Raw genomic sequence first — 18,974 nt, 5'->3', positions numbered from 1 at the left:
GTCCCTGATCACACGCACACACAGTGGGCTATCAGAGAGTCGTCGCGTGCTGAGCGGGGGCGATATTACCAGCCCGTTCGATGAAGCCGCTCGAAAATCAGATCCGTATGGAAACCGAGGCAGTCACTTCGACGACTTGGCCGGCCGTGTCGTCCCTGGGAACGCAGGTGTCCGGGACACGATCCTGCGTCAGCAGCCCGTCCTCAGCTAACTCTCGTTCCCGGAATCGAACTTACCGAAAGGTGTCGTTTCGTGGCTCCGGACGAGTACTTCATCGGCCACCGTCAAGCCCATATCGAGAAGTGCCTGCGCGACGGGGGTGATATCGCTATCCGATTCACCGACGGCCGTCACGAGGAGGTTCTCCTCGCCGGTGACCAGTTCCTGAACTGATACCACACCGTCGATATCGAGGATTTCGGGGATCAGATCGCCTCGCTCGGGGATCGATGCAGTGCAGTAGAGCAGCATTCGGAGCGGATAGCCCGCCTGCTGATAGTCGACATCAGCACTGTAGCCTTTGATGACCTCGCTAGACTCGAGATGATTGATGCGCTTGCGGACGGTACTGTCGGACGTATCGGTTCGCTCTGCAATGTCCCCGGACGACATGTTTCGAGCATCCTCCTGTAATGCGTACAGAATTGCCCTGTCCACGTCGTCGATTTCCTCGTCAGCCATACTAGTGTGTCCACAGCAAGGACACTTTACTGTTGTACGTTCCCCCGATACCGCTATTGTGGCTGTTCCCAGTGGCAAGGAGGGGGCGGTCGCTTTCGACACAACTGTCAACCGATGGCTCAGGGCTGATTCAAAAGGGCGGCACTGATATCGTGATGTTTAGAATCAGTGTTAGTATGGAGTCTCACTGAACGACTAGCAGTTGCGGTGACTGGGCGATGTCTCTCGGAGAGTTCTATTTTCAGGTGGGCCTAAATTCCGAAGCAGTTATATATTTTTAGGCTGGCCTAACATTTATGTCGAGAGATGACACGAACCACGAGGCTCCGACAAGACGTGACTACGTGAAGTATAGCGGCGTGGTGGTGGGTGGCGGCTTGCTAGCGGGCTGTGGAGACCAGTCCGGTTCAGAATCAGTTCCGACCCAGACGGGCACAGGAGGGCGATCAGCCTCAAAGGCTGAACCGACGGCGGCTGGCGACGGATACGCGGTTACAATGTCGCCCATGGGAACTGTCGAGTTCGAATCAGTTCCCCTGGATGTGTTCACGATACTGGGTCACCACGTGGACATGCTGGTCGCGCTCGGTCGAGGGGACGCGATCAACGCGATGCACGCGCCCGAATACCACCAATCGCTGTATCGGAAGTTCCTCCACCGACTTGAGGGAGTCTCGATCCACTGGGAGGGGCTGTACTCTTCGTGGCCACCGTCAAAGGAGAAACTGTACGAACTCGATAGCGATATCCATATAGCGGACCCTGCGAAGGTTGCCACAGCTGAGGGATGGGACGACAGTAGCCTCCAAGAGATACGCTCGAACGTTGGCCCGTGGTTCGGGAACACTCTCAGCGGCACTCACCAGAAGCCGCCAGCAGGCTGGGCCGATGCGTACGAATACCAGACGCTCTGGGAAATCTTCGGAAAGATCGCGCAGGTGTTTCGCGAGAGCGACCGATACGAGGCACTCACATCGATCCGCGAATCGATGATGGGAACTATTAGCGCGGGCCTTCCGTCGGAACGTGAGCGGCCGAGCGCGGCCTTGGTCCTGTTCTCCACATCCGACGAGAAAATTTGGGGGTATAAAATGAACCACCCGGGATACTACGCTGCCCACACCCGCCCGCTGGGTGCTACCGATGCACTAGCTGATGCTGTCGGTGACGGGTACGGTGACGACGGACGGAACATCACGCTCGACACCGAACTGCTTCTCGAAGCCGATCCGGACGTGCTGCTCGTTCTCGGCCCGATGGCGGGGTCGCACAATCTCGCCGATATTCGGTCGCAATTGGAGAACGACGAGGTGACGAGAGAGATCACCGCTGTGCAAGAGGGGCGGATATACGCACAAGGTGCGCGTCGACAGGGTCCGGTTCTAAACCTGTTCCAGACGGAGATGACCGCGAAACAGCTGTACCCCGACCAGTTCGGCGAGTGGCCGGGCTACGTCGACGGTGACCCGTACCCCGAAATCCCCGCCGAGGAACAGCTGTTCGACCGCCAGCGGGTCGCTGACATAATCACGGGTGCAGGACAGTGACTGACGCCGAGAAGACGCCGCGTGAATGGCCGACACGTAGGGACTATATCAGGGGTGCTGGGATAATTGCGGGCGGCAGTTTACTTGCCGGGTGTTCGAGCAATTCCGCCACGGACTCTACCGCGACTGAGTCAACAGAGACCACAACGCCGACTGAGATTAACTCATACACCGTCACCATGGAGCCGGTGGGCGACGTTACGTTCCAGACAGTTCCCGAGCGATGGCTCCCCTACGGTGGTGCCTACGCTGATATGGGCGTGGCCCTCGGGCAGGCCGATGGCCTCACAGGTATCGGCGGAGCGGACCGCTACTACACGTACATCTACGATGAGCTTCCCGGTGTTTCCGTCGACCAAGAGACGATTGACGCGAACCCGGAAGTCCGGACGAAAGAGGAGTTTTACGAACTCGACAGCGACGTGCACCTCTACGACCCACAGATGCTCGTCAACTGGTTCGACTGGTCACAGTCGGACGTCGACGAGATCGCCGAAAACGTCGCTCCGTTCGTCGGGAATCTGATCTTCCGTCGCTCCGATGAATGGCACAACTACCGGTATTACACGCTGTATCAAGCCTTCGAGAAGGTCGCGGAGGTCTTCCAAGAACAGGCCCGGTACGAGGCGTTCAAACAGTTACACGACGAATACATCGCGGACCTGCAGAGTCAGCTCCCGCCAACTGAGGAGCGTCCGAACGTCCTCCTTACGTTCGAGGGCACCGACGAACCAGAGTCGTTCTCGCCCTATCGACTGAACGACAACGGCACGAGTAAGAAGCAGTGGCGTGACCTCGGCGTTACTGATGCGCTTGCCGGCACCGACATCGAGAACCTCAGTACGACCAACCGGGGCGAGTACGACTACGAGACGCTTCTATCGGTCGATCCAGACGTTATCCTCGTCCGCGGCCACGAGCGAAAATCTGCGACCGAGTTCCGGGAGACCGTCCTGCAGTTCATGCAGGACCACACCGTCGGCAGTCAACTGACCGCGGTACAGAACGGACGCGTGTATCGCGGTGGCTACCTCCGCCAGGGTCCGATTCACAATTTCTTTTTGACCGAACGGGCGGCTCAACAGCTTTATCCCGATATCTTCGGCGACGTGACCTCCGACACCGAACTCTTCGACCGACAGCAAATCGCCAATATCGTCACGGGTGATTTCGAGTGACTGATTCAGGTAGTGCGACGTGCGAGCGACCGACGCGGTGAAACATAGTCAGAAGTAGCGGGACACTCACTCTCATCGGATCACTCAACGGATATCCGGGCGGCAGCGGACGGGAATCGTAGTGGACAAGACCAGTGGCTGAGTGCACCATTTTCCAACACAGCCTGCCACAGGTATTTCTCAGTGGCTCCGCTGTCATGCGAAAAGACTTGGAAAGACTTTTACACAGATTCGAGTCAATTTTACATAGATGTCCACAGCCACCATACGAAACGTCCTCCGCGGTGACGGCGACCGGTTCGTCTACGTCGTCTCCGCGTTAGCCGCGCTGAACGGACTGCTATTCGGGTTCGACACCGGGATCATCTCGGGCGCGTTCCTGTTCATCCAGGACTCGTTCGTCATGTCGCCGCTCGTCGAGGGGATCATCGTCAGTGGCGCGATGGCCGGGGCCGCAGCCGGTGCGGCCGTCGGCGGCCAGTTGGCCGACCGCCTCGGTCGCCGTCGCCTCATCCTCATCGCGGCCATCGTGTTCTTCGTCGGATCGTTCACGATGGCCGTCGCGCCGACCGTCCCCGTCCTCGTCGCTGGTCGGCTTATCGACGGCGTCGCCATCGGCTTCGCGTCGATTGTCGGCCCGCTGTACATCTCCGAGATCGCGCCGCCGCACATTCGCGGCGGGCTTACCTCGCTCAATCAGCTCATGGTGACCACCGGAATTCTACTCTCGTATTTCGTCAACTACGCGTTCGCCGACGCGGGTGCGTGGCGCTGGATGCTCGGTGCCGGGATGGTCCCGGCCGTCGTCCTCGCCATCGGCATTCTGAAGATGCCCGAGAGCCCACGCTGGCTCTTCGAGCACGGGCGGAAAGACGAGGCCAGAGCCGTCCTCAAGCGGACGCGATCCAGTGGCGTCGAGCAGGAACTCGACGAGATCGAGGAGACCGTCGAGACACAGTCCGAAGCCGGTGTCCGGGACCTGCTGGCTCCGTGGCTCCGCCCAGCGCTCGTGGTCGGGCTCGGACTCGCCGTGTTCCAGCAGATCACCGGTATCAACGCAGTCATTTACTACGCCCCGACGATTCTCGAATCCACCGGGCTCGGAAGTGTGGCCTCGATCCTTGCGACAGTCGGTATCGGGACGATCAACGTAGTGATGACCATCGTAGCGATCATGCTCGTCGACCGTGTCGGTCGTCGCCGACTGCTCCTCGTCGGTGTCGGGGGGATGGTCGCGACGCTCGCCGTCCTCGGTACTGTGTTCTACCTTCCCGGTCTCGGCGGGGGCCTCGGCATTATCGCCACGATCAGTCTGATGCTGTTCGTGTCCTTCTTCGCGATCGGTCTCGGCCCGGTCTTCTGGCTCCTGATCTCAGAGATATACCCGCTTTCCGTTCGGGGGTCGGCGATGGGTGTCGTCACCGTCGCCAACTGGGGTGCGAATCTCCTCGTGTCGCTGACGTTCCCCGTTCTGACTGACGGCGTCGGAACCTCTGCGACGTTCTGGCTGTTCGGCCTCTGTAGCCTAGTAGGGCTGTTGTTTGTCTACCGCTACGTCCCCGAGACCAAGGGCCGGACGCTGGAGGCAATCGAAGACGACCTCCGGCAGAACATCTCGTTGGCTGACTGATCCGGCCATCGGAACGGCGGGCGAATCCACCGCTTTCGCTGTTTACACCCCGAGACGGTCCAACGCGCTATCGAGTCTCGGGAGTCCGTCTTCGCCGAAAAACCGGACGTTCTCAAGCGCGTGGAAAGCGACATACACGTCGCGCCGTTCCCCGAAGTACCCCTCAGGGATATCGCGGTGACGACGGTATTCATCGAAAAATGCGTCACCGATCGAGTCCAGCCGGTCGACGTACGCAAGGTCAACTTCAGCGTGGCCGAAATATATCGCTGGATCGAGGACGGCCCGAACGGTTCCGTCAGCCACGACAGCGTTTCCGGGGTGGATATCGCCGTGCAGCAACGACGGCGTGGTCGGTTCGACGAGACGAGTATCGAGCGTTTCCGCCAGTCGCTGTACTCGATCGAACTCGGTAGCTGGCAAGGTTCCATCGTTCCGTGCAGCCGTTGCGAACGGGAGTAGCCGTCGTTCGCGGAAGAAGTCGATCCACGACTCAGTCCACGGGTTCGACTGACTGAACGGGCCCGAGAGGGTATCGAACGGAAAGCCGAACGCGTCGGCCGAGATGTCGTGGAGAGCCGCGACGTGGCGCGCGAGGTCGCGTTCGGCCCGCTCGTCGAATCGGCCGTCCCCGCGAATAAACGACAGCACGAGCAGTTCCGGTTCGATGTGGAGGACGTCCGGAACGGGGAGGGGCGTGTCACGGTCGAGATACTGAAGCATTGCCGCCTCGATTCCGAGCGGTGAGTCGTCGACTTTCACCGCCACGTCAGGGTGGTCGCGGAACGACACGCGGTGGACCGACCCGACTTCCCCGCCGTCGAGTGTCATTGCGCTTTGAGCGTCGGCGTCCAGTACGCTCGAAACCCGCTGTAGCGCTGTCGCCGGCATCTGGTCCGCGCCCGTCCCCTCGTCCATATTCGGCGTATGGAAGGAGGTCCAATAGATCTGTTTGTCTGCTCCCTCGGCAGCGAAAACAAAGCCATCCGATCCGGTCTGCAAACCCCAATTACAGCAGTGGTCGAAACAGCTGTGACACTACACGGACCGGTCAGTGCTGTCACCGAACTGCACGACGAGTCGTTCCGTGGCGAGGGCATACACTGTCATCTCCGTTCCCTTCTCCGAGTACCACGTTTCGGCGGGTTCGATAAGGTCAGCGTCACAGAGGCGGTCGAGGTGATAGGAGACGCTCTGGAGCGAGCGGTCCACTGCGTCGGCGATATCCGATGCGGTCCGCGGTTCGTTCCTGACCGCCCCCAGTATCTCCTGAGCGGCCTCTGACGAGAGAATCTGAAGGACGTCAGTCGGTTCGGTACCGTTGACTACGACGTTCGTCTGTTCACGGGGTGCATAGTCAACCGGCGGGTGATGGGGGAAGACGCTTGCCATGGGTTGTAGGGATTTCGCTTCTGTTTGTTCGGCTCAATCCGAACAAACCAATCAAACAATTTAATACTTACGGAAGCAATAGCCGAAGATATGACACAGCAGGACACGCGGCAAACAGGGCAGCCAGTTCGGATGCATGAGTGATGATGACAGCGCGGTTGCACGCGAGCGCGTCATCGAATCGATGGAGCAATCGGCCGAGGTGTACGGCCTCAGCCGAAGTGCCGGGCGCATCTACGGCGTGCTGTACTTCGCATCGGGGACCCTCTCCATCCCGGAACTCGTCGAAGAAACTGGCTACGCGAAATCGACGGTGAGTAACGTCACACGGACGCTATCGCGAATCGGACTCATCCACCGCAGGTCGTCTGCAGGCGGTGGCAGACGCGTCCAGTTTGAGGCCGAACGCGAGGTCTGGTTCATCCTGCAGGACGTGTTCCAGCAATACATCCAGCGGGAAGTCCAGACGACGCTCCGGACCATCCGCCGAGCGGAAGAGCAGGTACCCCCAGATGCTCGCGAGCAAGAGCCCATTCAGAACCTCCGAGAGACGTACGAAGACCTAGAAGAGATCGTACAGCTCGCGTCGGAGTACTCGGCTGCCGAACTCCGCGAGGCGCTTGAGACCTACGAACAGTAGTCACCGCGTTACCAGTAGACGGTGTAGGTACACGCATCGTCCCCGTTCCGCCGACACGTATCGCCCGTCTCCTCGATAAAAACGAACGCGTCAACCGGTGCGTACTGCTGGGCAACCCCACGGATGAGGCCACGGTCGAACGGGCACGGATACGGATTTTCACACGTCACCTCGCCAGTCCGCTCCGCCACGGATTCAAAGCGGTACTGCCCGATGTCCCCGCCACGGTGATTGCGCTGGTAGGCCTCGTCTATCGACTGGAGCCCCTCCGGAACAGTCTCAAAGTCGTTCAGCCAGTCCGCGACGCTCGGGATCTGTTCGCCCAGCCGGTCGAGGACGTGCGGTTGCAGGTCATCGGCAATCGTCTCGAACGCGTTCAGCCAGGCCTGCTGTGGGTACCACTCGTCAGCCGCCGGTTCGGTGATCCCCTCCGCAGCGAGCGCTGCTAGCGCCCGTTCCCGGTACTCGTCTGAGAACTTCCCCATCGCCGCCTCGACTATCGTGAGTACCGTTTGCCCGTTGATTTCGACGGCGGGGTCAAACGCGTCGTAGGATGCCATTCTGTCCAAGCGTTCACAGGGAGAGAAATAAAAACCGACCATACACACGGCAGACGTGACACTTTCAGCCCGTGGAGGGGGAAGCCGACATCAGTGTTCTACTTTACTGCCTGCAGCCTCAGTCTCTATAGCGCTTAGTCTTCATTCTTGTACGGTTCGCCGAGGGCTGACGCCTCCGTACAAATCGTACACAGGAGCCCTTCGCTACGACGCGTCTTGTGACTGTCCGCTACGCTTCAGTACGGTTGTCGGTGACCCACGACGGCCGACTCACTGTCGTCTCGCCCGATTCGAACTCGAAGGAGAGATCGTATGTTTTCGGCGCATCTCCTGTCAGTCTGACCAGAGCAAGTTCTGCATACGTCCCCGCTGGTCTCGTCTGGTCCCACGTAACTGTCGCGGATCGAACGTCAGTCGTGTCGCCAATTGATCGTACTTTCCCCGTGGCCCCATTGATATGGTACGGTTCCACTCCCTCGTACCAGCCGTTTTTCGGCTCGTAAACGGTCGCTCCCTGAGTGGTATCCGCTTCCTGCTTGTACCCGAGAACGTACAGGCTCCTGACGATGACCGACGCTGCTCCCGAGACATCATCCGCCAGATCGGTTGCGTCCTGCTTGACAATGAACGTAACAGCGTCGTCAGTCCGACTTTCCCGGAGGAGTTCCCGCTCAGTATCGCTCTGAATCCACTCTCGTCGGCGGTCGGTACTGCCGCCATCCTCGACAACGATACGTCTGTAGACCGGGTCACCCGGCGACGCCTGAAACTGCTCGGTTCGGACAGCCCCTTCGTTAATGAACAGGTAGCGCCCGCCGTCAGCAGTCACAGCGCCTTCGAATTCGAGCGCTGTCTCACTATCTGCGAGAATCGCTCCAGTCGCCCGATATTCGTCGGATTCCGGCACCGTGAATCGCTCGTCGACCGGGTTCTTCGAGTGGGTGTCAACAGTGGTGAACGGATACACAGCGGTGAAGACGAGCGCGAGACAGCATAGCGCCAGCACACCGTTCAGTAGCCTCGCAGTCCGACGGTCCATATCCCAGTCCCAATACTGACAAATAAAAGCTATTCGGAAACCGCGGTGCGATCACTGATGATCGTTCGGATTATCGCAGCCGGGTATACGCTACCCAGACGACGACAAGTCCCCCGACGATGATGACGAAGTCGATGGCGAGGTCGAAGAGGACGAACTCAAGCGGCAGCAGGTCGGCGTTCCGGGTAGCGAACAGACCGAGGACCAGAGCCAGCCCGACGAGCAGGACCGTCGGAACCCACACCTGTCGACGGGAGAAACTGACTGCGCCGACAACCGCAAGACACAGTCCAACAAAGCCAGCGAACAACAGAAACTGTATCAGGAACGCGACGCCCAGACCGCCCCTGCTAACGACATCGAGTTGATAGTACTCCCCCTGGTACTGGATGTAGTAGATGCCCTCGTTGAGCGACGGGGCATCGGAGCCGCCCTCGAACTCCGGCGGTGAGTCACCATAGATTGCGACCTCGTGGTCGGAGTCAGCAAGTGTCTGCGATACCACGTCCTGAGCCTGTGGCGACAGCGACTCGAAGTCGTGGACGACGGGACCAGTGCCGAAGAGGAGGTTCTCACAGCCCCTGTCGCCAGTCACAGTCCCCCCGTCGTCCCTAGGGCTGCGGTCTGCATCAATACAGTAATACGTTCCATCGACCGCAACGATGGTCGGGCCAGAATCGGGACGGAACTCCGTGGCTGCGTCTAGTTCCGCCCCGGAAACTGCGGCTTCACCGGAGGTATTGTGTGCTGTCCTGACCAACTCCTGACCACCATCTGAGAGTTCCCCGTACCGGTAGATATCGCGGTCAGGTTCGGAGATGGAGTACGTGTGCTGAGTCCGGGAGTAGTCATAGATCTGGATGCCAGCGAACAACACGATGCCGATGCCGGCCAGTATTAACAACAGGGCCGGAACCTGATCGCGGGTAGGACGGGCAGCGACCATAGAGGTCGATTCTACATCGCTTTGTAAGTGCTTTGTCGCGCCGGCTACGCAATGACTACCCTCACTCAATCGGCGTAGCCGGCTTTTTACCTCGGTCGCAGGCTACTTCTTCGGAAGGGTCGCGATGAACTCGTTCGGACCGATGCGGTCGACAGTGTAGCCCTCGGCGTCGAACGATTGTCGCTCCGCGGCCATCTGGTGATAGAGCGGCGTCGGTTCGTGGTCGTTGACTATCGTCAGTGCCTCTCCGCTGTCCAGTTCCTCGAACGCATCGAAGATCTTCGGGTGTCGCTTCGGCGGTGGAATCTCTCGAAGATCGAGTTGCTGTTCTGCCATGCGCTCTATCGATCGCTCGCTACCGTGGAGAGCCTTTGTGCGAATATATTCAGGGCAGGACAGCGATAGTGATACCACGGGGCCCGTATTCGGTCACGTCGACCGCGTTACCGATACATTTCGGTAGGCTGTGTTCTGTTCGTCGTCACAGACGACTGTCGTTGCAGTTCACGCCTGGTGGTACCGCGTCGACCACTTCGGTAACGACCGACGGTAAAGGCCGACACCGACAGCGCCCAAGACGCCACCAGACCCACCGAGCGCGGCAAGCAGGGTCCCGGAAAGCGGTGAGATGGCGAACCCGGCGATGAGGATCGGAACCAGTGGGAGGACCATTGCCGCGCCGAAAACAGCGAACAGGGCCGTGTCGAAGAGGAACTCGTTCGGCGAGAGGCCGGTGAGGTACACGGTGGTGCCGAAGATGTAGCAGGCGACGCCGACGAGTAGGACGGCCCCGACGACAGCATCGGCGAACGACCCGCCACGCCAGACGAGTGCGAGTGCGTAGAACGCGAGTCCGACCAGCGGGCCGAGCAGGAGGAACGCCCGGAACTTCCCCGCGAAAACGGCTTTCACAGAGAGTGGGTGGGCGAAATACAGGTTTACGTCGTCAGATTGGGTGAGCCAGTTGTAGGTCGTAAATCCCGAGAGCCCGAGAATCGCACCGAATGAGATACCAGTCGACGGCTGCACACCCGTGATCTGGCCGGCGAAATCGACCAGCGCGGCGGTGACACCGAACAGCACCGCCGCCGAGAAGAGGACTTTCCCGAACCCGCCTGCGCTCCGGTGAATGTCGAGCAGGCTCTTCGTCGCAACCGGGTCACCGATCCGTCGCCACCAGCGGCGAAAAGCCGGTTCGACCGTTCGGGCAGGGCGGGGCGCGGTCGCATCAAAAGTAGTTGCACCCAGCAGAAAGACGGCGAAGATACCGGTAACTGTCGTGCCGACCCGGAGGGGCGTCTGGGCGAGAAACAGGCCGTACGGGGTGTAAGAGACGATATCGACACCACTTGCCAGTGCTGCACCGACTGCGACAAGCGGGGCCGCGAGTAGCGCCAATCCGGGAACGCCGCGGCCAGCAAGACCGAGGGCCGCAATCGTCGTTCCCATCCCGAAGACGAACGTCAGTGCCAGGGTCGTCCACAGAAGGGAGACAGTCTCGGCGACGAGGAGGGGTCCGGCGGCATCTCGGACTGCAAGTACCGTTCCCAGAGAGATAGGCAGCAGAAACAGCACTGCGTAGTAGACACTGTCCTTGATGACGAACAGTCCCAGCAGCGTGTTCTGCGATAGCGGGAGTGTGCGAGCAGAGAACACCAACAGCGTCACGTCACCGAGGAGGTTCCGGAGGGCATCCCGTCCCACAAAGCCGATCGACCCCGTGTGGAGCCCGAAGACGAACACCAGTGCGTGGAGACCGGCGAATACGGTTTTTGTCTCGGTCCCGGTAACAGCAAGAAGTTTAGCTGCGCCACCAACGAGCAGACAGATGAATACCGGAAACAGGGAGAAGTGACTGCCGCGGAAGAGCCGGCTGTGGAGTCGCCACTCCTCACGGAGCATCTCGACAAACACCCTGCGCGCTCGTCCGTCACTCATGTGTCAGCGGTTTAGCTCCCTGGTCCACTGTTGCGTCGACGTTGTCCAGAAACACGTCGAGGAGCGTTACATCGGCATCGAGTTCCGCCGGACGGACGTCGGCGACGAGGTCGCCGCCGTACATGATGCCGACCCGCGAACAGAGTTCGGCAGCGACATCTACGTCGTGCGTAGTGACGACGATCGTGTTGCCGGCGTCCCGGTACGAGCGCAGGAAGCGCTTGACCCGCTCCTGCACGATCGGGTCGAGATTCGCCAGCGGTTCGTCGATGAACACGACAGCAGGCTCGTGGAAGAACGCGCCGGCGATCATCACTTTCTGCTGTTGGCCCCGCGAGAGGTCCGAGGACAGTGTGTCGAGCTTCTCAGTAAAGCCGAGACGGTCGGCCCATGACTCGGTCTGCGCTGTTACCGCGTCGTCGGGCATATCTCGGATCGCACCGACGAAGTCGAAGTACTCGCGCGGTGTCATAAAACTCGGCGGTGACTCCTTTTCGGGGAGAATCCCCGCTCGTTCGCGGACCGCTGTTGGCTGCGTTGCCGGGTCGACACCGAGTACCGCTGCCTGTCCACTGTCCGGACTGAGTTGCCCAGTGAGAATCTCCATCGTCGTGGTCTTGCCGGCCCCGTTCGGCCCGAGCAGTCCGTAAAACTCACCATCGTCGATGTTGAGCGAGAGGTCCGCTATCGCGGTCACGTCACCGTACGACTTCCGGAGCGACTCGATCTCGATTGCTGTCACGGCGTTCTGCCTCCTATGGTGGTTCTGTCGATATAAGTTGTTATACTGGGTAAGAACATTCCAGATAGTCCAAGAGTCGTTTCGTGGATTGTCCACTGCACACGGGAAACGGTTGAACAAGCACCTGTTTGGCTGGCTTTGCGATCGAGACGACCTGAGCGACCGGATGGGAATGACATGCCTGCCGCCCGGCGCCCACACCGACGCCCCCGAAAGTTGAATACGGCCGGTATAGCGGACGCGATATGTATTGAGCGGTATACTTGTCAGAGATGTATCGGCCGAAGTGTCATGTGCTGTTCGTGTTTGTATAATCGTTGTTTGAGTAATCGATATCTATTAACACATGACAGGATAGACATGTGACATGGCCCCGCATCGACTCCACCACCTTGCCCTCCTCTGTCTGGTCTGTGCGTCGCTCCTCTGTATCGCCATGCCCGCTGGCGCAGCGCCGCCGCCGCGGCCGCTGTGTGACGCCTGCGGTGAGACGTTTGAATCGACAGCCGAGTCCCACGGTGTATCGGTCACTGTCACCCACAGCAACGCAACCGTCGCCGTCAACAACAACGGAAGCGCGACGTGGGTCGTCCACAATCGTCTGTCTAATTCAGAGGGGGTTGCACGCCTTCAGGCAAACGAGAGCCTCCGGACTGCCATCGCCGACAGAGCGATGTGGGACACCGAACTCCTGAGCGCGAACGTTTCTGGCGACGGCGTCATAACGCTGCGCTACCGCGAGGCTGACTTCGCCGAGCGGTCCGTCGGCGGGACGGTCCGGACTGGCGAGTTCACTGAAGCCTATGGCTATCGAAACCTCGATGGCCTCGGTGCTGACCGGCTTGTCGTCGTTGCTCCCGACGGAATGCGGGTCGGAAGCTCCATCGACGGCGCAACCCTCTCAGACGACGGACAGCGGATGACGCTGACCGAACTCAACGACGGGCGTATCGTGACGTTCATCCCCCGTGATACGGCCGTTGGGCCGCTGTTGAGTCTGCTCGCAGTCGGAACACTGCTCGGTCCCGTGATGGCGATGAAGGCGCTCGCATACATCACCCTCCCCGCAGCGGTGTTTACCCTCTTGATCGGCGCTGCTGCCGGGGGCGTCGCCTGGCTCGATTGGGATCTAGAACGAGTCCGGGACTCCGCAGGCATCGTTTTCGCGGTCGTCGGCGCGCTGGCGGCTGCCCTGTCGCTTCTCGGAACGACGGGCGTTATACGGCTGGGTGGCACAGCAGCGCCGCTGTTCGGCGGTGGCACTGCACTGTTCGTCTGTGGAATCGCACTTTCACAGCGGCGTGTCCGTGATCGCACAAGCTATCGGACGGTCGTCGTCGGCGCAGTAGTCGGCGCAGGCATTGCGCTGGGAGTGACGATAGCGGCAGCGCCGATGGTTGTCGGAGGTGGGTTCACGTTCCCGGTGTCAACGCTGTTAGTTCTTGGACCCGCGTTTGTGCTTCTCCCGGCCGGGTACGCAGTCGGTCACGGGAACCGTCGGTTAGCGATGAGGACGGCCGCTATCGGGTTCGTGCTGTCGATGCTGCCGGTCCTCCCGATACTGCCTGCGCCGTTTGGGCTGGGAGTGCTATTCATTCCCGTGGCAACGGCCAGCGCTGCCGCTGTTGCGGTCGCCGGCCTGCCCATCTTCCTTGCCGGCGTCTCGCTCGGTGCCCCTTCGTCTGGTCGCTGATCAGCTCTCTGGGTATAGTCGGGATTCAAACGCGCTCCTCGATTCTGATCCGGGTAAACTGACTCTGATGTGTCAATTTGGGATATATGACAGCGGTCGCACCCTGATTTACTCGGCTGTATAGACCTGTGCTATCTCATGCCATGTCACCTGATAATTACCCGAAGATAACATCGATGTCACCTGATTGTACTTATGTTGCCAGTAGTACATAAGCGTGGGAACCGAACGACGATATATAATGTCGCAGGCGAATATCGGCCACAATCTTGACGACGAAGTTGCTGAACACCGTGACCCGGTCCACAACGTCGACCCGCTCTTTGTCAATCGCTGGTCACCGCGTGCGATGACTGGTGACTCGCTCGCTGACGATGACCTCCATTCGTTGTTTGAAGCCGCACGCTGGGCCCCGTCCGCGTTCAATAATCAGCACTGGCGGTTTGTCTACGCCACCCGCGAAGACGACGAGTGGGACGCCTTCCTCGGTCTGCTGAACGAAGCCAACCGCTCCTGGGCACGCGACGCTGGCGCACTCATCGCTGTCTTCTCGAAGGTTACCCTCGACCACAACGATGAACCCGCCGTGACGCGCTCTTTCGATACCGGCGCTGCGTGGCAGAATCTCGCTCTCGAAGGTGCTCGGCGCGAGCTGGCTGTTCATCCGATGGCAGGCTTCGACTGGGACCGAATTCACGACACTCTGGGCGTCCCCGAAGATGAATTCGACGCCGAGGCGATGGTCGCCGTCGGTGAGCGCGCCGACCCCGAGACGCTACCTGACGACCTCAAAGAGCGAGAAGAGCCGAGTGGTCGGAAGCCACTAGACGAAATCGTCTTCAACGGCCGGTTTGAGTGAGCGGCTAGCTTCGTTCTGAACGCCGTATAGGTCGCAACGAACGTAGGTACCACTTAGGTACCGCCGATCACGGACGGCATGTTACCACTCCGGAACAGAGCGCCGGAGCGAGTCGCGTCCTCCGTGCTTCGATACTGTATTATTGAGCGGCTGAACTGTGTCCAGGTAGTTCCTGTCTCCAAGTAGCTACGCTTATAAGTGTGGCCACGAGAATTATTGTATAGGCGGCCACAGCGGTGGGGTTGCCTCCCGTACCCATCCCGAACACGGAAGATAAGCCCACCAGCGTTCCGGGGAGTACTGGAGTGCGCGAGCCTCTGGGAAACGCGGTTCGCCGCCACCATTCATACCTATTCCTACGCGCCGATGAGCGACGCGACCCACTGTAGCTTGCGTCGGTACCACGCACACCCAGACAGCGTCACTGTTCTGTATCGAAGTGTTCGTAGCCACATCGTTGATCTGTCGCCGTCGACGCTGGGAGCGACGAACAGGCAGCGTTCGCGGGGAATCATCCGCCGCTCGATTACAATTACACAACGCCCAGTTCGAACACCGCGAGGTAGATCTGGCCACCACCAGCTAAGATCATCACGACGGCTGCGATCTGGTGTATCCGTTGCAGGTACGTGCCGAAGTTTTGCCAGAGATCGATGCCAACATCCGCGAGAAGTGTCACACCGACAAGCGGAAGCGCTACCCCGAGCGCGTACACTGTCAGGACGAGAACGCTTGTGTGGACTGGCAGTGCAAGCGCCTGAGTGACGACGCCGAAGAACAGCGGCACGACACAGCCCGCTGCTGCGACCGCGTACACAGCACCGAACACGCCGAATCCGGTTACTGACGCCGGTCGCTGTGGCAGCGGGACGCGAAGTTCTGGCTCGCGGTTCATGAGCATCAGGGCACCGAACACGACCAGAGCGAGCCCGATGACTGGTTCGAGCATCGGAAGAGCGTTCTTTAGTGGTTGCCCGAGTGCAAGGACGAGTAGAGCGACGAGAGTGAGCGCGACAAGCGCTCCGCCAGCAGCGGCAGTGGCCGGTGGCAGCATCCCTACATTCTCGTCGCTTTCACGCAGGTAATATCCGATGTACCCCGGGAGAAGCGGGAACGCACACGGAGCGAAAAACGTCGTGATGCCAGCGCCCGCGGCGAACGCGAGTGTCCCGAGGACGGCAACACCAGCCATCTTACACCAGCGCGTCGAGTTCGTCTCGAAGCGTTTCGTCTTCGGCAAGCCCGCTGTGGCCGAACTGGACAGTCCCGCTCTCGTCGACAATCGCGATGTACGGAAGTCCGTCGGCTCCGAACGCCGCCAGCAACTCGCTGCCGGGGTCAAGGCCGACAGTCCAGGCACCGCCATTGCGGTTCCACCACTCGCTGATGTCAGCCCTTGTCAGTGTCTCGCTGGGCCGCTCGTTCGTCACTGAGACGAACGACACGTCCGTGTACTCGGACCGAATCGCATCGAGTATCTCGAGCTGGTCGTCACAGGGCGCACACCACGTGGCGAACAGGTCGACGACCGTGACAGTGCCCGGCGTCGGCACGGCCGTCTCGCCTGCCGACGAGCCGCGTGCATCAAGCGTCTCAACACGAATCGGAAGCTGGTCTGTGTCTCGGGGCTGGATACCCGACAGCCCGTTCTGGGCAACCCAGAGACTCCCACCAGTGAGACCGAGCCCGGCCATCGCCGCAACGACCTGTCGGCGGTTCACGCGTTTCTCACCGTCTTCAGGTCAGCAATGATGGTTTCTTCGTCCGGCGACTTCGAGCGGTAGGCACGCTCGACGAACCCATCGGCGTTGACCAGTAGCGTCAGTGCTGTGTGCGTGAACATGTACATATCCATGTCCTCGGGGTCAGTGCGCTGGAACATTACCCCAAACTGGTCCTGTATGACCTCCTTCGCCCGCTGCTTCGACGCTGGTCGAAGGAACTGCCAGTTCTCGCTATCGGCGTCGACGTTCATCTCGTCGGCATACGCCCCGAGACGGTCTGCGGTATCACGGCCGGGGTCGAAGGTCATCGGGAAAAACGTGACCGCATCGGCGTAGCCGTTGTTCTGTGCGTGGCTCTGAATGTTCCGCTGGGTCGAGATGAGGACAGGACACACAGTCTGGCAGTGGCTGTAGAAGAACGTGAGGAGGGCCGGCGTTTCGATATCGCGCAACCGAACCTCGCGTGATTCGGTCGGTGTGGAGACGCTCACGTCCGGAATCTGCTCACCCCATGCAGGATACGGAACGTCGCTGCTCTCGAACTCCCGATCGGGCTCTTCGAGGACAACATCGGGATTCGAATCGCCGAAGCGACCACCACCGAGACACCCGGCAACTCCAACAATTGTTCCAACCGCACCGGTCGATTTGAGAACCGTCCGTCTGCGCATACACGGTGCTTGTGCCCTCGAATATTTGGAGAATCTGGTGTGACTCTCGTAAACCGCCGTTCGCCTACTTTCGTGTAATCTCTGGCTGTGAGTGTGTATCAATGCTGCAGAGCTCCCAGTTTGGGACTGGTTTCACGACCCAGCTGAGTTCCGATGATTCTGCGTGATCAATCGGCCCATGCACCAGCAATATGATGCGTGATAGACCGTAGCAAGATAATCTATAATCAGCGACTATCCACATCTATCATAAACAAAACTAATAGGACATCAAATTGAATCTTCTTGTCGCCCACGTACACTTATACTCCTCATCTATGCATATATGTGGTTATATGACGGAAAAACCCATCTGAATACTGTTGACTATCGGCTGAAACTGTAATTTCTAAACGTCAACCGTCCGAACACTTATGTGTAATCTATCCGATACTGTAGTCGTAATGCCAGAAACGAAGTTCGAGGTAGATGTCGACAGCGCGCCAGACGAACAGCCGGGTGCGAACCCGTTCAATCGGTGGCACCCGGACATCCCGGCGGTTGTCGAAGCAGACCCCGGCGAGAGCATGCGACTGGAAGCGCTCGACTGGACTGGCGGACAGATAACCGATAACGACAACGCCAACGAGGTCCGCGACGTGGATCTCTCGCAAGTGCATTATCTCGCAGGGCCCGTTCACGTCAACGGTGCCGAGCCGGGTGACCTCCTGAAAGTCGAGTTCCACGACATGGGGCCGCTCAACGACCGCTCGGAGTTCGGGTTCACTGGCACGTTCTCCCAGCAAAACGGCGGCGGGTTCCTGACCGACCACTTCCCCAAGGCAGCGAAATCCATCTGGGACATCGACGGCTACACGGTCTCCTCGCGCCACATTCCCGATGTCGAGTACGAGGGGAAGATCCATCCTGGCCTTGCAGGGTGTGCGCCCAGCGAGGAACTGCTGGAAGCATGGAACGAGCGCGAACAGGCACTCATCGACAAACACGCCGAGGACCCGGAATCCATACCGAACCATCCGACCGGGGAAGAAGAGCCAGCCGTGGCGAACCCACCGACGCCTGACGGTGCGCTCATGGGCGAGATGGACCCCGACGAGGCCGAGGAGGCAGCAGAGGTCGCGGCCCGGACCGTTCCGCCCCGGGAACACGGCGGGAACCACGATATCAAGGACCTCTCCATCGGGTCGACGGTGTACTTCCCGGTGTACGTCGAGGGGGCGAAGTTCGGCATCGGTGACTTCCACGCCTCGCAGGGCGACGGCGAGATATCCTTCTGTGGCGCTATCGAGATGGCCGCCTACGTTGATCTCGAATTCGACCTCGTGAAAGACGGGATAGAGAAATTCGGCGTCGACCACCCGATCTTCGAGCCGGGTCACCGCGGACCGAACTTCGAAGACTACGTCACCTTCTGTGGCTACTCCGTCACTGAGGACGGCGAGCAGAAGTACATCGACTCCCACACCGCGTATCGGCGGGCCTGTCTCCAGGCTATCGATTACCTCAAGCAGTTCGGCTACACCGGCCAGCAGGCGCTGCACATCCTCGGTACCGTCCCGGTTGAAGGGCGACAGAGCGGCGTCGTGGACGTGCCAAACGCCTGCTCGACGCTGGCGCTCCCGACTGGCGCGTTCGACTTCGATGCGTCTCCAGAGGGGATCGAGCACAACAGCACCGACCGCGGTGACCTCTGTGTCACTGACGACCCGCTGTAATGAGGGCTAGAGACAACAC

The 18,974-nt window shown here is 59.9% G+C and carries 19 protein-coding genes and 1 rRNA gene; 8 read left to right on the top strand and 12 right to left on the bottom strand.

Translation table 11 applies throughout. The features are described 5' to 3' along the window. Positions 1-207: 207 nt before the first annotated feature. Positions 208-681, bottom strand: a complete 474-nt coding sequence (locus IEY38_RS13230) for an Lrp/AsnC family transcriptional regulator (RefSeq protein ID WP_005533096.1) — start codon at positions 679-681, stop codon at positions 208-210. Positions 682-1,187: 506 nt separating this feature from the next. Between IEY38_RS13230 and IEY38_RS13225 the strand changes: the two genes are divergently transcribed. The 3 genes from IEY38_RS13225 (at position 1,188) to IEY38_RS13215 (ending at position 5,036) form a co-directional block, all read left to right on the top strand. After that, a complete protein-coding gene (locus IEY38_RS13225; protein ID WP_188978829.1) occupies positions 1,188-2,228 on the top strand; it encodes an ABC transporter substrate-binding protein in 1,041 nt (346 codons plus the stop codon). Continuing rightward, positions 2,225-3,406, top strand: coding sequence for an ABC transporter substrate-binding protein (locus IEY38_RS13220; protein ID WP_188978486.1), 1,182 nt, complete (start codon positions 2,225-2,227; stop codon positions 3,404-3,406). Before IEY38_RS13225 ends, IEY38_RS13220 begins: the two co-directional genes overlap by 4 nt. A gap of 250 nt (positions 3,407-3,656) precedes the next feature. After that, entirely contained in the window at positions 3,657-5,036 is a 1,380-nt protein-coding gene (locus IEY38_RS13215; RefSeq protein ID WP_188978484.1) for a sugar porter family MFS transporter, read from the top strand. A 42-nt stretch (positions 5,037-5,078) separates the two neighbouring features. On the opposite strand, the gene IEY38_RS13210 is transcribed toward IEY38_RS13215, so the two are convergent. Both IEY38_RS13210 and IEY38_RS13205 read right to left on the bottom strand, forming a co-directional pair. After that, complete coding sequence (locus IEY38_RS13210) at positions 5,079-5,954, bottom strand: fructosamine kinase family protein (protein ID WP_188978482.1); 876 nt, start codon at positions 5,952-5,954, stop codon at positions 5,079-5,081. A gap of 120 nt (positions 5,955-6,074) precedes the next feature. Beyond that, positions 6,075-6,428: an ArsR/SmtB family transcription factor gene (locus IEY38_RS13205; RefSeq protein ID WP_005533108.1), complete on the bottom strand. Its 354-nt coding sequence runs from the start codon at positions 6,426-6,428 to the stop codon at positions 6,075-6,077. Between the two features lie 136 nt (positions 6,429-6,564). Here IEY38_RS13205 and IEY38_RS13200 point away from each other — a divergent pair, with 136 nt between their 5' ends. Further along, positions 6,565-7,068 (top strand): GbsR/MarR family transcriptional regulator, encoded by a 504-nt coding sequence (locus IEY38_RS13200; protein WP_188978480.1) that lies wholly within the window; start codon positions 6,565-6,567, stop codon positions 7,066-7,068. 8 nt (positions 7,069-7,076) lie between these two features. Here IEY38_RS13200 and IEY38_RS13195 read toward each other — a convergent pair whose 3' ends face one another. The 6 genes from IEY38_RS13195 to IEY38_RS13170 all read right to left on the bottom strand — a co-directional run bounded on the left by IEY38_RS13195 (position 7,077) and on the right by IEY38_RS13170 (position 12,293). Beyond that, positions 7,077-7,628: a hypothetical protein gene (locus IEY38_RS13195; protein WP_188978478.1), complete on the bottom strand. Its 552-nt coding sequence runs from the start codon at positions 7,626-7,628 to the stop codon at positions 7,077-7,079. A gap of 229 nt (positions 7,629-7,857) precedes the next feature. Continuing rightward, positions 7,858-8,667, bottom strand: a complete 810-nt coding sequence (locus tag IEY38_RS13190; protein WP_188978476.1) for a hypothetical protein — start codon at positions 8,665-8,667, stop codon at positions 7,858-7,860. A 70-nt stretch (positions 8,668-8,737) separates the two neighbouring features. Then, positions 8,738-9,613 (bottom strand): hypothetical protein, encoded by an 876-nt coding sequence (locus IEY38_RS13185; protein ID WP_188978474.1) that lies wholly within the window; start codon positions 9,611-9,613, stop codon positions 8,738-8,740. A gap of 102 nt (positions 9,614-9,715) precedes the next feature. Next, on the bottom strand, positions 9,716-9,949 hold the full coding sequence (locus tag IEY38_RS13180; protein WP_005533117.1) for a DUF2249 domain-containing protein: 234 nt from the start codon (positions 9,947-9,949) through the stop codon (positions 9,716-9,718). A gap of 168 nt (positions 9,950-10,117) precedes the next feature. Next, a complete protein-coding gene (locus IEY38_RS13175; RefSeq protein ID WP_188978472.1) occupies positions 10,118-11,551 on the bottom strand; it encodes a hypothetical protein in 1,434 nt (477 codons plus the stop codon). Then, on the bottom strand, positions 11,544-12,293 hold the full coding sequence (locus IEY38_RS13170; protein WP_188978470.1) for an ABC transporter ATP-binding protein: 750 nt from the start codon (positions 12,291-12,293) through the stop codon (positions 11,544-11,546). The genes IEY38_RS13175 and IEY38_RS13170 overlap by 8 nt, the downstream gene beginning before the upstream one ends. A 367-nt stretch (positions 12,294-12,660) precedes the next feature. Here IEY38_RS13170 and IEY38_RS13165 point away from each other — a divergent pair, with 367 nt between their 5' ends. The 3 genes from IEY38_RS13165 to rrf all read left to right on the top strand — a co-directional run bounded on the left by IEY38_RS13165 (position 12,661) and on the right by rrf (position 15,188). Beyond that, entirely contained in the window at positions 12,661-13,986 is a 1,326-nt protein-coding gene (locus IEY38_RS13165) for a hypothetical protein (protein ID WP_188978468.1), read from the top strand. Positions 13,987-14,227: 241 nt separating this feature from the next. Beyond that, the gene (locus IEY38_RS13160; protein ID WP_188978466.1) at positions 14,228-14,845 is read left to right on the top strand and encodes a nitroreductase family protein; all 618 of its coding nucleotides are present in this window, start codon (positions 14,228-14,230) and stop codon (positions 14,843-14,845) included. A 220-nt stretch (positions 14,846-15,065) separates the two neighbouring features. Next, positions 15,066-15,188 (top strand): 5S ribosomal RNA (rrf, locus tag IEY38_RS13155). A gap of 189 nt (positions 15,189-15,377) precedes the next feature. On the opposite strand, the gene IEY38_RS13150 is transcribed toward rrf, so the two are convergent. From IEY38_RS13150 to IEY38_RS13140, 3 genes are read right to left on the bottom strand one after another with little or no spacing between them, the layout of a single operon-like run. After that, positions 15,378-16,037 (bottom strand): cytochrome c biogenesis protein CcdA, encoded by a 660-nt coding sequence (locus tag IEY38_RS13150; protein ID WP_188978464.1) that lies wholly within the window; start codon positions 16,035-16,037, stop codon positions 15,378-15,380. 1 nt (position 16,038) lies between these two features. Next, the gene (locus tag IEY38_RS13145; RefSeq protein ID WP_188978462.1) at positions 16,039-16,566 is read right to left on the bottom strand and encodes a TlpA family protein disulfide reductase; all 528 of its coding nucleotides are present in this window, start codon (positions 16,564-16,566) and stop codon (positions 16,039-16,041) included. Continuing rightward, positions 16,563-17,240 carry an SCO family protein gene (locus tag IEY38_RS13140; RefSeq protein WP_188978460.1) on the bottom strand — a complete coding sequence of 226 codons (678 nt, stop codon included), beginning with the start codon at positions 17,238-17,240 and terminating at the stop codon, positions 16,563-16,565. The genes IEY38_RS13145 and IEY38_RS13140 overlap by 4 nt, the downstream gene beginning before the upstream one ends. A gap of 443 nt (positions 17,241-17,683) precedes the next feature. On the opposite strand from IEY38_RS13140, the gene fmdA reads away from it, so the two are divergent. After that, on the top strand, positions 17,684-18,955 hold the full coding sequence (gene fmdA, locus IEY38_RS13135; RefSeq protein WP_188978458.1) for a formamidase: 1,272 nt from the start codon (positions 17,684-17,686) through the stop codon (positions 18,953-18,955). Positions 18,956-18,974 lie beyond the last annotated feature (19 nt).

Origin of the sequence: Haloarcula sebkhae, assembly GCF_014647415.1 — an archaeon.
Lineage (GTDB): Archaea > Halobacteriota > Halobacteria > Halobacteriales > Haloarculaceae > Haloarcula > Haloarcula sebkhae.
Note: the sequence above shows the minus strand (reverse complement) of the source record. Positions and strands in the feature narration are given on the sequence as shown.

Bases quoted from the DNA above. Each gene is read 5' to 3' on its own strand.
- IEY38_RS13165 (WP_188978468.1), top strand. From the start codon at position 12,661: ATGGCCCCGCATCGACTCCACCACCTTGCCCTCCTCTGTCTGGTCTGT.
- IEY38_RS13175 (WP_188978472.1), bottom strand. From the start codon at position 11,551: ATGAGTGACGGACGAGCGCGCAGGGTGTTTGTCGAGATGCTCCGTGAG.
- IEY38_RS13185 (WP_188978474.1), bottom strand. From the start codon at position 9,613: ATGGTCGCTGCCCGTCCTACCCGCGATCAGGTTCCGGCCCTGTTGTTA.
- IEY38_RS13210 (WP_188978482.1), bottom strand. From the start codon at position 5,954: ATGGACGAGGGGACGGGCGCGGACCAGATGCCGGCGACAGCGCTACAG.
- fmdA (WP_188978458.1), top strand. From the start codon at position 17,684: ATGCCAGAAACGAAGTTCGAGGTAGATGTCGACAGCGCGCCAGACGAA.
- IEY38_RS13225 (WP_188978829.1), top strand. From the start codon at position 1,188: ATGGGAACTGTCGAGTTCGAATCAGTTCCCCTGGATGTGTTCACGATA.
- IEY38_RS13190 (WP_188978476.1), bottom strand. From the start codon at position 8,667: ATGGACCGTCGGACTGCGAGGCTACTGAACGGTGTGCTGGCGCTATGC.
- IEY38_RS13215 (WP_188978484.1), top strand. From the start codon at position 3,657: ATGTCCACAGCCACCATACGAAACGTCCTCCGCGGTGACGGCGACCGG.
- IEY38_RS13180 (WP_005533117.1), bottom strand. From the start codon at position 9,949: ATGGCAGAACAGCAACTCGATCTTCGAGAGATTCCACCGCCGAAGCGA.
- IEY38_RS13160 (WP_188978466.1), top strand. From the start codon at position 14,228: ATGTCGCAGGCGAATATCGGCCACAATCTTGACGACGAAGTTGCTGAA.
- IEY38_RS13230 (WP_005533096.1), bottom strand. From the start codon at position 681: ATGGCTGACGAGGAAATCGACGACGTGGACAGGGCAATTCTGTACGCA.
- IEY38_RS13200 (WP_188978480.1), top strand. From the start codon at position 6,565: ATGAGTGATGATGACAGCGCGGTTGCACGCGAGCGCGTCATCGAATCG.
- IEY38_RS13150 (WP_188978464.1), bottom strand. From the start codon at position 16,037: ATGGCTGGTGTTGCCGTCCTCGGGACACTCGCGTTCGCCGCGGGCGCT.
- IEY38_RS13195 (WP_188978478.1), bottom strand. From the start codon at position 7,628: ATGGCATCCTACGACGCGTTTGACCCCGCCGTCGAAATCAACGGGCAA.
- IEY38_RS13140 (WP_188978460.1), bottom strand. From the start codon at position 17,240: ATGCGCAGACGGACGGTTCTCAAATCGACCGGTGCGGTTGGAACAATT.
- IEY38_RS13205 (WP_005533108.1), bottom strand. From the start codon at position 6,428: ATGGCAAGCGTCTTCCCCCATCACCCGCCGGTTGACTATGCACCCCGT.